Annotated in this window: 19 protein-coding genes and 2 pseudogenes; 7 read left to right on the forward strand and 14 right to left on the reverse strand. The window is 30.3% G+C overall.

What is annotated here, in order from left to right; genetic code table 11:
* The first annotated feature begins 1 nt into the window (after window position 1).
* Both ACKC83_RS10720 and ACKC83_RS10725 read left to right on the forward strand, forming a co-directional pair.
* The gene (locus tag ACKC83_RS10720; protein WP_434035480.1) at window positions 2-703 is read left to right on the forward strand and encodes a DUF4138 domain-containing protein; all 702 of its coding nucleotides are present in this window, start codon (window positions 2-4) and stop codon (window positions 701-703) included.
* Between the two features lie 325 nt (window positions 704-1,028).
* Window positions 1,029-1,463 carry a hypothetical protein gene (locus tag ACKC83_RS10725; RefSeq protein WP_414037578.1) on the forward strand — a complete coding sequence of 145 codons (435 nt, stop codon included), beginning with the start codon at window positions 1,029-1,031 and terminating at the stop codon, window positions 1,461-1,463.
* 353 nt (window positions 1,464-1,816) lie between these two features.
* Here the strand turns inward: ACKC83_RS10725 and ACKC83_RS10730 are convergent, their stop codons facing one another.
* Window positions 1,817-2,437, reverse strand: a complete 621-nt coding sequence (locus ACKC83_RS10730; protein ID WP_414037577.1) for a class I SAM-dependent methyltransferase — start codon at window positions 2,435-2,437, stop codon at window positions 1,817-1,819.
* A 2-nt stretch (window positions 2,438-2,439) separates the two neighbouring features.
* Window positions 2,440-2,685, reverse strand: coding sequence for a hypothetical protein (locus ACKC83_RS10735; RefSeq protein ID WP_414037576.1), 246 nt, complete (start codon window positions 2,683-2,685; stop codon window positions 2,440-2,442).
* Window positions 2,686-2,892: 207 nt separating this feature from the next.
* On the opposite strand from ACKC83_RS10735, the gene ACKC83_RS10740 reads away from it, so the two are divergent.
* On the forward strand, window positions 2,893-3,270 hold the full coding sequence (locus ACKC83_RS10740; protein ID WP_414037575.1) for a Fur family transcriptional regulator: 378 nt from the start codon (window positions 2,893-2,895) through the stop codon (window positions 3,268-3,270).
* A gap of 39 nt (window positions 3,271-3,309) precedes the next feature.
* Here ACKC83_RS10740 and map read toward each other — a convergent pair whose 3' ends face one another.
* The 5 genes from map to ACKC83_RS10765 all read right to left on the reverse strand — a co-directional run bounded on the left by map (window position 3,310) and on the right by ACKC83_RS10765 (window position 7,697).
* Window positions 3,310-4,074, reverse strand: a complete 765-nt coding sequence (map, locus tag ACKC83_RS10745; protein ID WP_299780636.1) for a type I methionyl aminopeptidase — start codon at window positions 4,072-4,074, stop codon at window positions 3,310-3,312.
* A gap of 244 nt (window positions 4,075-4,318) precedes the next feature.
* Window positions 4,319-4,708 (reverse strand): RidA family protein, encoded by a 390-nt coding sequence (locus tag ACKC83_RS10750; protein WP_414037573.1) that lies wholly within the window; start codon window positions 4,706-4,708, stop codon window positions 4,319-4,321.
* 130 nt (window positions 4,709-4,838) lie between these two features.
* Window positions 4,839-5,402 carry a Crp/Fnr family transcriptional regulator gene (locus ACKC83_RS10755; RefSeq protein ID WP_414037572.1) on the reverse strand — a complete coding sequence of 188 codons (564 nt, stop codon included), beginning with the start codon at window positions 5,400-5,402 and terminating at the stop codon, window positions 4,839-4,841.
* A gap of 73 nt (window positions 5,403-5,475) precedes the next feature.
* Complete coding sequence (locus ACKC83_RS10760; protein WP_434035481.1) at window positions 5,476-6,465, reverse strand: NAD(P)/FAD-dependent oxidoreductase; 990 nt, start codon at window positions 6,463-6,465, stop codon at window positions 5,476-5,478.
* 875 nt (window positions 6,466-7,340) lie between these two features.
* Window positions 7,341-7,697: a winged helix-turn-helix transcriptional regulator gene (locus ACKC83_RS10765; RefSeq protein WP_434035482.1), complete on the reverse strand. Its 357-nt coding sequence runs from the start codon at window positions 7,695-7,697 to the stop codon at window positions 7,341-7,343.
* Window positions 7,698-7,794: 97 nt separating this feature from the next.
* On the opposite strand from ACKC83_RS10765, the gene ACKC83_RS10770 reads away from it, so the two are divergent.
* Window positions 7,795-8,325, forward strand: coding sequence for an NAD(P)H-dependent oxidoreductase (locus ACKC83_RS10770; RefSeq protein WP_434035483.1), 531 nt, complete (start codon window positions 7,795-7,797; stop codon window positions 8,323-8,325).
* Between the two features lie 160 nt (window positions 8,326-8,485).
* On the opposite strand, the gene ACKC83_RS10775 is transcribed toward ACKC83_RS10770, so the two are convergent.
* Both ACKC83_RS10775 and ACKC83_RS10780 read right to left on the reverse strand, forming a co-directional pair.
* Window positions 8,486-9,043: a DUF4269 domain-containing protein gene (locus ACKC83_RS10775; RefSeq protein WP_414037568.1), complete on the reverse strand. Its 558-nt coding sequence runs from the start codon at window positions 9,041-9,043 to the stop codon at window positions 8,486-8,488.
* Between the two features lie 47 nt (window positions 9,044-9,090).
* Window positions 9,091-9,552 (reverse strand): VOC family protein, encoded by a 462-nt coding sequence (locus tag ACKC83_RS10780; RefSeq protein WP_414037567.1) that lies wholly within the window; start codon window positions 9,550-9,552, stop codon window positions 9,091-9,093.
* A 116-nt stretch (window positions 9,553-9,668) separates the two neighbouring features.
* Between ACKC83_RS10780 and ACKC83_RS10785 the strand changes: the two genes are divergently transcribed.
* A complete protein-coding gene (locus ACKC83_RS10785) occupies window positions 9,669-10,082 on the forward strand; it encodes a winged helix-turn-helix transcriptional regulator (protein ID WP_414037566.1) in 414 nt (137 codons plus the stop codon).
* A gap of 83 nt (window positions 10,083-10,165) precedes the next feature.
* Here the strand turns inward: ACKC83_RS10785 and ACKC83_RS10790 are convergent.
* The 4 genes and pseudogenes from ACKC83_RS10790 to ACKC83_RS10805 form a co-directional block, all read right to left on the reverse strand.
* Window positions 10,166-10,642, reverse strand: a pseudogene (locus tag ACKC83_RS10790) (helix-turn-helix domain-containing protein); the annotation flags it as partial.
* A gap of 458 nt (window positions 10,643-11,100) precedes the next feature.
* Window positions 11,101-11,655 carry an NADPH-dependent FMN reductase gene (locus tag ACKC83_RS10795; RefSeq protein WP_414037565.1) on the reverse strand — a complete coding sequence of 185 codons (555 nt, stop codon included), beginning with the start codon at window positions 11,653-11,655 and terminating at the stop codon, window positions 11,101-11,103.
* A gap of 70 nt (window positions 11,656-11,725) precedes the next feature.
* On the reverse strand, window positions 11,726-12,199 hold the full coding sequence (locus tag ACKC83_RS10800) for a Crp/Fnr family transcriptional regulator (protein ID WP_414037564.1): 474 nt from the start codon (window positions 12,197-12,199) through the stop codon (window positions 11,726-11,728).
* Between the two features lie 286 nt (window positions 12,200-12,485).
* Window positions 12,486-12,794 (reverse strand): antibiotic biosynthesis monooxygenase, encoded by a 309-nt coding sequence (locus ACKC83_RS10805; protein WP_414037563.1) that lies wholly within the window; start codon window positions 12,792-12,794, stop codon window positions 12,486-12,488.
* A 337-nt stretch (window positions 12,795-13,131) separates the two neighbouring features.
* Between ACKC83_RS10805 and ACKC83_RS10810 the strand changes: the two are divergent.
* Window positions 13,132-13,278 (forward strand): annotated as a pseudogene (locus ACKC83_RS10810) (IS110 family transposase); the annotation flags it as partial.
* 227 nt (window positions 13,279-13,505) lie between these two features.
* Here ACKC83_RS10810 and ACKC83_RS10815 read toward each other — a convergent pair.
* On the reverse strand, window positions 13,506-13,862 hold the full coding sequence (locus tag ACKC83_RS10815; protein WP_414037562.1) for a winged helix-turn-helix transcriptional regulator: 357 nt from the start codon (window positions 13,860-13,862) through the stop codon (window positions 13,506-13,508).
* Between the two features lie 93 nt (window positions 13,863-13,955).
* Here ACKC83_RS10815 and ACKC83_RS10820 point away from each other — a divergent pair, with 93 nt between their 5' ends.
* Entirely contained in the window at window positions 13,956-14,741 is a 786-nt protein-coding gene (locus ACKC83_RS10820) for an alpha/beta fold hydrolase (protein ID WP_434035484.1), read from the forward strand.
* Window positions 14,742-15,006 lie beyond the last annotated feature (265 nt).

Below are 15,006 nucleotides of genomic sequence, written 5' to 3' on the forward strand. Positions count from 1 at the left end.
AATGAATGTATCACTTTTTTTTTCTGAGGCTATCCGTCAGGGCATCACAGGATCGGAACATGTTGTATTTACCTATAATCGAGAAAAGAAGCAGTATTTTGGGCTACTACAAGCACGTCCAGGAAGCGATAGTAATCTTCTCGTTATTACAGATGATGGGCAGGTATACTCTTATGTGATTCAGTATAAAGACTCCATTTCGAAACTGAATTATTTTGTATCAAATTCAGAGAGTATCGGAAATGAAGTGCCCAATCTCCCCATAATAAATAATGTTTCTATGGATGATACCTTAAATAATAAACAATTTGGAGGTTATGAAAAATTTAGTAGACATCTGTTAGGTATTAATTTTAAATCACAGAAAACAAAACGTAAAAAGGGGATTGTATTAAAGTTAAAGCAAATCAGGCATTATAAGGGTGCTGTCTATATGGTTATGGAGCTTAAAAACAAATCACATATTAATTTTGAATTAGATTATTTAAATATATATAAAGTGTCAACTAATAAAAAGCGAAAAGCCTCATATCAAAAAAATCAACTCGATGTGGTTTACAAACACGATTATCCAAAAACAGTGTTAAAGAAAACACTTAGACGTTTTGTATATGTATTACCTAAATTTTCATTAGGGGATTATGAAAAACTTCAACTGGAGCTGATGGAACTAAATGGGAGTAGGCGTATTGTTTTGAATTGAAGGATTAAATTGATTTCATTTTGCGAACTTCTGTGTGTAAATTTTAATGTATACTGATGTTGGTAGTCTAAACGAGGCTCCAATTTACAGCAAATTTGGTGCTAATTTTTTTTACATGTTAATAGCATTTTTTTATACTATGCAAATGATTACTTCCTGATAGGTTTTGCTATTGTCATTCGCGTGTTCGTTTGCTTCTACAGGCAAATACATAAATTTTTTCTAACTAAAATAATGATCGATAGCATTAAATAAATTTGTGTTAACAATCACAATTCGGTATGATTACCTTTAAATTACAGTCAATTATTATAAATAGTGCCTTATGACTGTACTAAAAATCATACTTATTAATATTATAGCAGTAACCTGTATGACGGGATATTCTTATATCGTGTCGCTTTCTAATAATATGAATTTCAGTGAACCGAACCTTTTAAAAGAATTGGTAAATCGTGCTAATATTATAAGTAAATCTGACTTTGGTATATGGATCGGATGGTGTTTGCACTTTGGTATTGGTTTTGTGTTCTTATTTGGGTATTTATTTTTTAGAGAAATAATTCCCAATATTTCGGAGCTATTATATGCTTTAATGTTTGGTTTCTTTGCTGGTTTATTTGGAGTAATCGGTTGGAAATTTATGTTTTCTTTACACGGCAATCCGCCACAAGTTCCTAAATTTCCGTTTTATGTTCAGCTTGTTGGGGCGCATATTGTATTTAGTGGAATTGTGGCTACGATGCTAATTATGTGTTAAAATAAAACTTTCTTAATTATTTGATTTTAATTTGTATAGCCTGTATTTCGAATAAGTATCACTTAAGAATTAGTATTGTGTTTAGTCCATTTATGATACGTCCAAAAAATATGATTTCAAGTTAAATTTGATTTTACACTGATAATTATTATACATGTGAAGTGTTTTACATTCTTAGGATAAATTTACTTATTTAGCCCAGTTAGCGTATGTTACGTTAATGAATACCTTATAAAGATAAAACTCATTCTTCAAGATTCTATTTATCCGTTTAACATAACATTATTTTTTACAGGATTTTAAACACTTCTAAGTAAAAGGTTAATGTTCCTTTTTTTTTAACGCATTACTTTTTAAGTTTGTTGTTTTATTTGATTTTTTCGACATTTTATCAAAAACATTGGTTGATTTTCTTCTACTTCAGTTATTTCAAAAAGTCCATATTTCTCAAATTCTGTTTTGACCGATTTTTCGTCGTAATAAAATAGTTTTGCACCTTTATGAATTTCATAGCGGTCTTTATTAATCAATTTGCCTAGTCCATATTGACGTGAGTTTTTGGTTATAGCGGTAAAAACCATGTAACCATTTTCATTTAGTTGATTGTAGCAATCTTCTATAAGCTTTTTTCTGTCTTCGCTGTCTAATAAATGGATGAGAGCATAACAAAAAATACCGTCATATTTTTTGTTTTCAAAAGGCATTTCGGTTACTGAACCGTGATGTATTGTCAAATCATTACCAAAATGTTCAATAGCTAAATCAATGGCGGTTTGTGAAATTTCAATTCCAGTAACTTCAATATCATTTTCAATAAACGGTTGGGCATTACGTCCATATCCAATTCCTGGAATTAGAATGGTTTTTATTTTTTTTTCTATAAAGAAATTCTTTATCAGTTCAGCAGATTGTGCAGGTTTCATTCCCCACATTTCTTTCTTATCGTTGAAAGCAGTTTCCCAAAATTCTGTCATAACTATACACAAATTTTATCTTCTAATACATCACATTCAATTCCTTTGGATTTAAGTTGCTGTACAATAGTAATTGTATCAATTAATTCTCCCTCAATCCTTAAAATGGAATGTCCACAAGGATATGGTTTATTGAAATCTTCTAAGTCGAAATCGATTTTTAGCGTTGGATAACTATGTTCTAAAAATTGTAGAATGTCTTCCGAGTGGCATTCTGATTTTACGTTTGTTATAAATACTTCGACCATTTTTAATACTTTCTTGTGTAAGTTTATTATTAATAACTACCCCTGAAATGTAACCACTAGAAACTGCTATGGCAAAAGAACGCATTATTGTACTTTTGTCACTATTTCTCCTCTAATCATTTCAAGTTGTTAACGCGAGTTAGTTGCAATTGTGTTTTGGCAAATATATAATTTTTTTGTATTATTGCAACAAATTCGCAATAATAAATGAATAGAAGAAATACACCTACAAAAGACGCTGTCTTAAATTTACTTACAAACTCAAAAAAAGCATTGAGTCAGGATGCCATTGAAAAACAACTTGATATTAAAATAAATAGGGCTACTATATACCGAGTATTGAATAGATTTTGTAAGGATGATTTAGTGCATAGAATTGTTGCCGAAGACGGGAAACAGTACTTTGCCATTTGCAAAAAATGCGAGAATCAAGAAGAGGTTATTCAACATCATTTTCATTTCCGATGTTTGTCGTGCGATTCAATTGAATGTTTGCAAGTACCTGTAGCGTATTCAGTTCCTAATGGTTATGAAGTTCAAAATGCAAATTGTGTTCTAACAGGGATTTGTAAAGACTGTTCGTAAGTTTTTAAACTGCCCACAAAAGGCTATTTATCCATAAGTTTAATCCCAAATGTCATTCGATTTTGTTAAAATAACAGGATAATTGTCCGTTACCAGTATGGTGTGTTCGTGTTGGGTTACATAGCCTCCTTTATTTCCCACTAACGTCCAACCGTCATTTAATTCTACAGCAACAGTCGAATTTGTCGAGATAAACGTTTCAATAGCTACTGTTGTGTTTTTCTTGAATCGTTCTCTGTTACTTTTAACTCTGTAGTTTAAGATATTCTCTGGCTCTTCGTGTAAACTTCTTCCAACGCCGTGACCAGCTAAGTTTTTAATGACTTTAAATCCTGATTTTTTTGCTTCAGATTCTATTAAATATCCAATTTCAGAGATTCTCACACCGCCTTTAATATTTTGTATGGCTTTGCGTAAAATATGTTTGGAAGCATCTACAAGAGGTTGATGATTATGAATGTCTTTTCCAAGAACAAAAGAACCTCCATTATCAGACCAAAATCCGTTTAGTTCTGCAGATACATCAATATTAATTAAATCTCCTTCTTTTAATATTTTTTTCTCTGATGGTATGCCGTGTGCCGCTTCTTTATTTATACTTATACAAGAATAACCAGGAAAGCCATAAGTTTCATAAGGTGCAGATTTAGCACCGTAACGCTTTAAAATTTCACCACCATAATCATCAAGCTCTTTAGTTGACATACCAACTTTAGCATATGCTCTCATTAATTTTAGTGTCGTTCCAACAACTTCACTAATTTTTTTCATTCCTACTAATTCTGATTCTGATGTTATTGACATTTTATTGTTTTTAATTGGCTACAACGCTTTGCGCAAAACAAACAAAGGACATTAGATAAGCATTGTCTTTTCTGTTTATTACTCATGCAAATTTAAATATTTTGTTTTTATTGTATATGCTATTATTCATTAAGTTTTAAATGTAGTGAACTTTTAAAAAACACAGTGTTTTGGCGTTAGCACAAAACCCTATGCTTATTTATAAAATCTAGTCATTCTTTAGTTTATAGTCTTTCCCCTTTAATTATTTGACTACAGTAACTTCTAATTCTATTTTTAAGGTTTGAAAGAGGCTTTTTACTTCCAATAATGTACTTGCTTGTTTTATATTATGTTTCGTTATCCAATTTTGAAAAATATTAAAACAGGTAAATAGTTCTTCGGAAGAAGTAGTATAGATATTTAACCTTACTATATTTTTACATTCATATCCAGCTTCGTTAATTACTTTTTCTAAATTCTTTATAGATTCTATGAGTTGGGATTTCATATCTCCAATACTTGACATACCATCAGTATTTGTTGCAGTTTGTCCAGAAATATAAAGTGTGCCTTCAGGATTTGTTATTTCAATTGCTTGCACATAACTTCTTTCGTTTTGCCATTCCCAAGGATTAATGATTCTTTTTTCCATTTGATTTTCTTTTTTATGTGTTGATACATTATTATTAATAGAATTACCATTATTTTAGGTTTTCTATCCGTTACAAATAGACACATATTATCAGTCTTATAGCGTGACAAACATCACAATTATAAGAACATTAAGAAGACAACCTGCTAAGGGTCTCGCGGGAAACACCTAGATAAGACGCTAAAAGGGTTTTAGGAACTTTTTGAAATAGCATGGGGTGTTGTTCTAATAGTTGTTCATATCGTTCTTTTGCGTTTGAAGTTAGAAAAGATAAAATTCTTTGTTGCGAAGCAATAAACCCTGCGTTAGATTTCTGAAGAAAAAATCGTTCCATTTTGGGCATTTCGGTAGATAGCTTTTCATAATCGCTAATACTAATTGAAAATACAGTAGTAGGTTCAATACATTGTAATGCCATTTTAGCTTTAGATTTTGTAAAATAGGCTGAAAAATCACTCTCCCACCAATCTTCCATTGCAAAAGACACAATATGTTCCTTTCCTTTATTGTTATTATAAACTAATTTTAAAAGTCCCGAAATCACATAAAAGCAGTGATTAACCTGTTCTCCCTGTCGAATAAGAAAATCATTTTTTTTATACGCTTCATACGAAAAATGAGATAAAACATAAGAAAACTCTGTATCTGAAAGCCGTGTTAGTTTCTCAATATGTGATTTTAATTTTTCCTTCATTTAAATTATATTAATTTTAAACATTGTGTTTCAATACTAATTCCTGCTTAAATATATAGAAAGTAGTGCGTTTTTAAGTCGGTAGTTCTGCTTTTAAAAGTTCCATATTTATAAAAGCGCCTGCTTTTGTTCCTGCAGATGTTGCAGAAGATACCGTCCTAAAAGGTGTTGTATTATCACCTGCACAAAATACACCATCAATAGTTGTCTTTTGAAAGCAATCTACTTCTAGATGTCCCGTATCGGTAATTTTACAATCTAATTGTATTGGAATTTCGCAATGCTGTTGGAATGGAACCCTTGAGAATATCGCTTCTACATCCTGTTTTGTGCCATCAACAAATACTACACTTTTTATGAGTCCATTCTCGTGATTTAATTCGGATATTTCAGTTTCAATCACTTTAATATTCAATTTACTAATCAAAATATTTTGCTCTTCATTTAATTCTGATGTTCCATTGGTAAAAAGAGTCAAGGTGTCTGACCAATGCTGAATTAATGTGCACAAGTCAAAAGCAGTAACTCCATTAGCAATTATTCCTAAATTTTTATGAGCTACTTCGTATCCGTGGCAATACGGACAATGTAAGACAGTAATTCCCCAACATGAGGAAAATCCTTTTATAGCTGGCATGATGTCTTTAACGCCTGTGGCGAAAAGAATCTTTTTAGCTTTAATCGGATTAAGTGAATTAGTAGACACTTCAAATCCTGCTTTTGTCTTAATTGCCGAAAGGACCAAATCATTTAAAAATTGTACCGTTGGATAAGCTAAAACCTGACTTTTAGCAATTTTAGAAATCGCTTCCGGTGTTGCTCCATCTTGAGTAAGGAAATTGTGTGAATGCGGAGTTTGCTTATTGCAAGGGTTTCCACTATCTATAATTAAAACAGATCTTAACGACCTGCCTAACGTCATTGCAGCAGATAAACCAGCGTAACTTCCGCCTACAATTACTACATCAAATTCTTGATTGTTTTTCATATATTCTATGGTTTTAAATGTACTTAAAGGTATTGGTAAAGCCATTCCAGAAACAGCTAAAGATGTTGTGTTCATAAAATTACGCCGTGTTTGAGTTTTATATTCCATGCTTGATAAATTAAAAAAAATGTCACTGTCCAAAGATCCTAACCTTTATATAGGCATCGACTCGCTCTACTTTACACATTGTTTTGGACAGTATTATTTATTCACAAATGTTATCTCTAAAAATCTGACATTCCAAAGTTTTCGATTTAAGATATAAAGGAATTACATCTAAATTAATTAACTTTCCTTCGACCCTTAGAATTGAATGTTAGCAAGAATACGGTTAGTTGAAATCTTCTAAATCAAAACTGAATATTAGATTTGTATTCCTTCCCGTCATTTTACGCGTTTTTTAAACGCGACAATGTCGCATTATAAAGCAAATGTAATGAAAATTTTATGTTATTGCGAAATAGTTGCATTAAATATAAAAAGAAGAAATACGCCTACGGAAGAAGCTTTACTAAATTACTTTCAAATTCAAAAAAAGCATTAAGTCAGGATGCTATTGAAAGGGAATTAGATAAAGACATAAATAGGGCTACGATTAGGGTGTTAAATAGATTCTGTGAATACGAATTAGTGCATAGAATTGTTGCTGAATATGGTAAGCAATACTTTGCAGTTTGCAAAAAAAATATGAACAGCCGGAAGACTATCTGTATCATTTTCACTTTCGGTGCTTATCTTGTGATACTATTAAGTGTCTGGACACTCCTGTTGAATATTTAACTCCTAAAGGATATGAAGTTCAAAATGTAAATTGCGTCCTCTCACTGGAAATTGTATCGATTGTTCTTAATTTAAAATCCACTACCATTTTTGTAAGCAAGTTTAAAATAGAAATTAATCTTATAGGATTTTATCTGTTACTCTTCTTGATATTCTACTATCGTATTTTTTTATTTTACATCTTTATGTTTTTTAGCCCATTTTTCAAGTTCTTTAATTATAGGTTTTAGTTCGTAACCTATTTTAGTTAATTCGTATTCAACACGTGGAGGAACTTCAGCATAAATTGTTCGGGTTAGCACTTTATTTTTTTCTAATTTTCTTAACTGCAACGTAAGCATTCTTTCCGTTATGTTTGGAAAGAGCTTTTTTAATTCTCCAAATCGTAATTTACCACTTAATAACGCGTAGCAAATAGGTAGTGACCATTGCCCCCCAATAATATTAGTAGCATAAACTTCAAGACATTCATTAGATAAAGCTTGTTTATTGGCAAAATTAGTAGATGTTACTTTTATTTTAGTCATTACTTACATTTTTGTTAGTACCGTACATTTGGTAGATCAGTTACAAAATTAAGTGTAAACGGTTAGATTTGTACACGAAATTTTAAATTTGTAAACCATGAAAACCTTAGTAATTGTTACCCACCCTGATTTGGAAACCTCTATAGTTAATAAAAGATGGATTGAGGAATTAAATAAATATCCTGATGAATTTTATATCCATCAATTATATAAAATTTATCCTGATGAAAAAATTGACGTAATGGCAGAGCAAAGATTAATGGAAAGCTATCATAAAATTATTTTTCAGTTTCCTTTATATTGGTTTAGTTCTCCTCCGCTTTTAAAAAAATGGTTTGATGAAGTATTAGTTTATGGATGGGCTTTTGGAAGTAAAAGTGGTTATACATTAGAAAATAAAAAAATTGGATTAGCTATAAGCGCAGGGTCAACTGCAGAAGATTATTCAATAAAAGGCAGTTATAAGCATACATTAAAAGAAATAATACTTCCCTTTGAACTTACTTTTAAATATATAAAAGCTAATTATCGTCCATATTTTGCACATTATGGAATTGTTGCAGATACACCAAATGAAAGCATTGAAGAAAGTGTTCAAAATTATTTTTACTTTCTTAATTCTTTATGATTTTTATTCTTTCTATGATGCACAACCGCTTATAATGATCTATAAAGAAATCTTAGAGTATTAAAGTTGATAAAATAAACTAAATTAACCCCATATGCTTTTGAGTCAGCAGAGCACGAACTTCATAATTGAAATCCTAGGTTGGTTTTCAAAGGATTTTTTATTCTAACTTTAATAATGCAGCATATGGATTTCCATCCAACCCTAATAATTTGGCAAAGGCAGGCTCCGTTTTTATTCCGTTGGATTTTAACTCTATTATGCTTTGTTTGAATTTAGAGCCTTTTTCTTTTAAAATTCTATTTTCAATAATCATATGGCGATATGCGTTTTGCTTTTCGGTTGGAATATTTTGACCAAAAATTTCAAACAAAAAATGATCCGTTTTAAATGCCGCAATTGTTGAATCAATTCCATCTTGTTTTATTGAATACACTTTAAAGTCTTTTTTGTCAGAAAATTGAGCTAATAAATATGCCCTAAACTCAGAGTGATTTTGGCACTCACAAATAATATCTAAATCACTTTCTGGTAAATCAATTCCGATTGGAATAGTTCCAGTTAAAATCGGGTTGTATTTTTTAAGTTTCTCAAAAATATTAAGCTTTTTGATTTCCGAATATGCAAGTCGTTGTCTTGCGTTTCCGGAATTTAAATATTCAATATCTTTAAAATTTTCAATCAATTTTCGTTTTTTTATTTTCTGTGTATTATTCATTTAAACATTATGGGATAGTTTGATGAAACTAACTATCCCTGTTTAGCTTATGCAATGGTATTTCTTTGGAATATATTAATCCTATTGTCATCAATATCTAAAATCATAGTACAAAAAAGGCTATTCCCTGCTAAATATCGCTCTTTCCATAAAAAATTAACGCCTTTATTTTCAAGTTCCCTGGTAGTTACTTCTAAATTGTCAACATAAAATACTAATGCTTTTGAACCGATTACTGTAGGTAGTGTATCAGTTTTTGAATCTTTTGTAATTGACTCAATTAATTGATTATTGGAGCTTTGAATCATTTCAATTTTCATACCCGCTCCTTGCATAAAAGCCATTTCTGCCTTTCCTTCAGGAACAGGAATAGCTTGTTTAATAATTAATTTAAAACCTAGATTATTTGTATACCATTTTATTGAATCCTCAATGTTAGAGACCACAAAGGCCATATTATAAAATGCTAATGTGTCTAATCCTCCTTTAAATTCTGTGCTGTTTTCCATCTGTAATATTTTATTTGAATCACAAAATTAAATTTTAACTTCTAAAAAGCAAGTTAAGTATCAATTAACTTTTTATTCCCAAGTTAAAAATAAGTATGTTTTAATATATTTGTGGCATGAAGATGAAATCACACTGCCCAATAAACTACTCTTTAGAGCACTTTGGAGATAGATGGTCTTTATTAATTATCCGAGATCTAATGTTTAACGGAAAAAGGCATTATAATGAATTCTTAGAATCAGGAGAAAAAATTTCTACAAGTGTTTTAGGAGACCGTCTAAAACACTTGGAGGAAACAGGTATAATTAGTAAAGGGAAAGATAAAGTTAAAAAATCAAGAATTAAATACAGCCTTACCCAAAAGGGAATTAATATGCTCCCAATTTTGCTAGATATGGTTCGTTGGAGTGTGCAACACGATAGTGAAAGTGATATTAATGATGTTTTTTTATCTCAAGTGAACAATGAAAGAGAGCTCTTAATAACAGCTACAAGAGAGAAATTAGAAAAGGACCATTTATTGGATTAATAATTTTATTCCTTTTAAAAGAAAATCAATTTTAAAAAATAACTTCTTAGCCAAATGTTTTACAACGTGTTTCAAGATTTTATTTACCCTCTATCAATTCTGTTAAAAGACTGTCTAAATTCTAATGGAGAAAGACTTGTTTTTGTCTTGAAAAGTTTGCTAAAGGATTGGGAATACTCGAATCCTAGTTCATAAGCAATTTCACTCACCGTTAAATTTGTAGTTGATAATTTTTCCTTTGCTTTTTCAATCAATTTACTGTGGATGTATTGTTGTGCATTTTGCCCAATCATAATACGTAAAAGGTCGCTTAAATAACTTGGAGAAATATGTAATTGTTCTGCAAGAAACTGTACAGTGGGAATTCCTTGTGTTAATGGTTTTTCGTTGTTAAAAGCATCGTCCAAAATTTCTTCCACTTTTTGTAGTAAGTCATTATTTACAGCTTTCCGGGTGATGAATTGTCGTTTATAGAAGCGATTGCTATAATTTAACAATAATTCTATTTGTGAGATAATTACATCTTGACTAAAATCATCGATTCTACCTTGTAATGTATCTAATTCGTTAAACGGACTACGTGTTAGCACAAAATTAGATATAAGTGAGAAAATGTTTGATGATATTGTAAATGTTTGCTTATTTACCTTAAAAAAATCTAATTAACCTGTGTATTAAATGAGCTTTGGTTCTTTGTTAGATAATGATAACATACATTACTGTTAATGTTTGTATATAAAGAAAGTTGCGGTTTTGTATGCCGTTTTTATTCCATTTGATTCGGCTTTTTCGTTTTAAAATAAACGTAAAAACTTGTAATAATGGCTAGCACTGGAAAAAGCCACAAAGCCAACCCAAAATAAATTAAATCCGTGATTTTCAATTCTAGCTAATTTTGTTTTAGAAGAAGTAATGTCTCCAGACAAAACAAAATTGATTGCTGGTGTACCATCTAAAATGTAAACAAGCTCCCAGAGTACTATTAAAGTCTTTAATAAGATTTATAGATTATTTATAATTAGATATTATTTAAATGTATTTGAAATTTTAATGCTTCGGTATCGAATAATTGTTTCTGTTTTGGCTCAACAATTTGTCCGTCTTTAAAAAAATAACCAAAAGAGGGTAAATGAAAATCGGCAATAATGTTTGCTCCAAAATGTGGAAATAATTCTTTAGAAATTTTTATCACATTACTATTGGACATTTTACTAGGACTAGTTGATAATAGAAACATCGCTTTATTGTCCCAAAAACTCATCGGTTTTTCCATTGGAATTCTCGATAACCAATCCCAAAGGTTTTTAAAAGCTGAAGTATGCAAACCATTGTATTCTGCAAGTGAAATTATGATAGCATCAGATTCTTTTATGAATTGTGAGAATCGGATTGCATTTGCTGGTATTCCCGATTCTTTTTCTAAATCGACTGAATATACAGGTAACTCAAAGTTATTTAAGTCGAGAATTGTTGTTTCTGTTCCTATTAATTGACTCGCTGTATATTCAGCTAATTGTTTATTAATAGATTGCTTACTGTTTGAAGCTCCAAAGGCTATTATTCTTTTAGTCATTACTCTATGATTTTATTTAGAGCAAATGTCTAATCTAAATAATTGGTATGCATTATGATTTCATAAGAAATCAAACGGTATGTTTCTTATACCAGTCTTTTTTGGCGGCACTTAACGTTTCTGGTGTAACGCCTAGATAAGAAGCAATCATTCTTTGAGGGACTCTTTGAGCAATGTCCGAATATGTTTCTGTAAAATGCTCGTAACGTTCTATTGCAGAGGAACTCATAAGCATTATGACTCTTTTTTGCAATACGCAAATGCGATTAATAAAAGATTGGGGGTTTTTTGCGTTTTCTACTATTTTTTCTCGAATTGTAATGGTTGAATCTTCCAAAGCTTCAATGAATAATTCACAAGGTTTTTCAGGACTTATGCTATCGGCAATTGTCCAATTTTCAGGTGCAAACATATAAATATGCTCTTTTCCTTTTTTATCTATAAAGTAGCTACGTAATAAGCCCGATTTGACAAAATAGAGTTTCGAGTTTAACTCTCCATTATGTTGTAATATTTGTCCTTTTTTTACTTTAATTTCTTTCAAGACGAGATTTTTTTTTTAATGGGATACTATATTGTAGTTTATCATTAGTTGCGCGCAAATAGAAAAAAACTTCCTGCAAAACCACATGCCAAAACTCTTATATTTTGTTTTATCTTTTTTGTTCAAAAGCTTAATCGAAGGATTTGGCGGATTACCAAATTTACTAAAAATTTCAGTTTATAAAAATCTAGGTGTTTGATATATAGGTTTTTGAGTGCTGTCTTTTCAATTTGTTTTTTGTGTTTAGGATCAAATTTATTTGATAATTAATGCAGTATAATATTTATTAATCAGTTTTTGGTAAATATTCAAATTCATAAAAAGTCTCTCTTATTGGATTGAAAAACGCAATTTTTTTGGAAATATTAGATGTTGAAACAATATTCTGAGCAAAATATTCAAATTTTTGTTTCGATTCCCAAGTGGCATAATTGATTACCATTGTTTTATCTTCATTCGTTAGAATTTTAGAAGATATAAATCCAGGATAAGAATTTACTTCCTTTTCAAAAAATTCTTTAATCAGTGAATATAATTCTTTAAATTTTTCAGTATCTATTTTGAAACGCACCAGTACGTAATATTTATCAGTCATTTAATTTGGATTTTCAAGTATTAAAAGTGTTTTTTAGAGCAAATGTATAATTTTAAAAATCGGTGTACATTATGATTTCATAAGAAATCAAACGGTATGTTTCTTATACCAATCTTTTTTGGTGGCACTTAAAGTTTCTGTTGTTACGCCAGGATAAGAAGCAATCATTCTTTGAGGAATTTCTATGAGCATGGTCCGAATATGTTTCTATAAAATGCACGTAACATTCTATTGCAGAATAATTCATAAGCATTAAGACTCTTTTTTCTCATATTACAAATTTAAGTGTATTATAGAATTTTGTACTAACAAAAGTAGACATTTCAAAGCCTGATGAGAACTCTATAAGCGGATAGTAAACAAAGGAAAGAGCAAGAAAGTGGCATTAATTGCTACAGCTAATAAGCTGAATAAACAGTGTTTTGTTGTTGCAAAATCATGTAGACCATATGATGATACTTACGTTTCTGTATTGCTTAAATAATTAGAAAAAACAGCACAAAAAAAGCTTACAAAAATCAACTATTCGAATTTGTAAGCCCAATATAATAATGTCTAATATTTTTGAAGAAATGACTTGTTATTTAATTCAGTGCTTTGTTACCAAACAGTTTTCTATTTTATAATATTTTCCTTTTTTATTTCTTAATTTTCATCAATGATAAGTTGATATTAACTAATAAGCGGCACTGTTTTTTTTAGAATTAAAGCTCATCTCTCCCATTTGTGACCCCAACTATTCAGTGCCAATATTATTTCAATAAGTTCATTACCTTTATCGGTAACTGAATATCGTATTTGTTGTGGTACCGTATCTGGGATTAAACTTTTACATATCAATTCTTCTTTTACTAATTCTGCAATTCGCTTAGCTAAGACTTGATCAGATATGGTTGGAAAAATTTTTTTTAGTTTACTGAATTGGTAAACTTCTTCAGAGATACAATACAACAGTTGCATTTTCCAACGCAATCCGATTCTTTTTAAAATAGGATTAACATTACAGTATTCTGCCAAAATCTTTAAGTTTTCAAAATTTGTGGATTGTATCTTAATTTCACTTGCCATAGTAATTTTTATTTATCTACTGTTCAGACTCACTTTCGGGTAAGATATTGTCTCTTGTTTTAGTTAGAAATAGTTTTGTCAAAAATAAATATTATGAAAAATACAAAAAAAATACTTCTATTTTTGATTCTGACTTTTGCTGTACAAATAAGTTCTGCTCAAGTAAAAACAGAAAAAACAACATTCGTCTTGGTGCATGGTGCTTGGCATGGAGGATGGTGTTGGAAAGATGTTAAGGATAATCTCATTGAAGAAAAATTTACTACATACACCCCTAGCTTAAGCGGTATGGGTGAACACAAACATAATTTGAATGATAGTATAAGTCTTCGAACGCATATTCTGGATATTATCAATTTAATAGTTTTGGAAGATTTACAGGATGTGGTTTTAGTGGGCCACAGCTATGCAGGTTCTGTAATAACGGGGGTTGCTGATAGCATTCCGGAACGATTGAATAAATTGATTTATCTTGATGCTATGCTCGTTCATAATGGAGAAAGTCCGATTACATCTGAGCCCAGAGCAGAACAATTAAAAAAGAAAAAGATTTTTGATAAAAACAAACATTTCGATCCTATATCATCTACTTATTTTGGTGTATCTGATAGTCTTCAGGTAAAATGGGTTAATGAACGATTGACTGCCCAGCCTTATATGACATTTGGTCAACAACTAAATTTAAAACATAATTTTGGAAACAACCTGCCAATGGTATATATAGCATGCACAAATCCTCAACTTTTAGTTTTAAAAGATAGAAGTGACAAACTTAAGAATAACCCTCAATGGACTTATTTAACATTGAATACGGGACACGATGCAATGATTACAATGCCTGATGAACTATCTGAAATGCTTGTTAAACTTGCTAAGTAAAATAAGCTTAAATAACTTATCTAGTAATGCTCTTGTATATGATTCTATAACGTTAAATTTAAGAGCATTCTGTGTTTGTAAATTTTTAAAGTGAAACAAATAAAATTTTCTATAAACAGGAGATTTGCTTTGACTGCTTGGTAACGTTGCATGTATTGTTAGTGCGGGAATAGAAAGTCGAGGACTTTCAATTTAGTACTAGGCAAAGCATTTTGTTTGCCTTTATTTTTTTATATTCAAAAGTCAAATCAAAATGATTTGACGG

It is taken from the genome of Formosa bonchosmolovskayae, assembly GCF_051016085.1.
Lineage (GTDB): Bacteria > Bacteroidota > Bacteroidia > Flavobacteriales > Flavobacteriaceae > Formosa.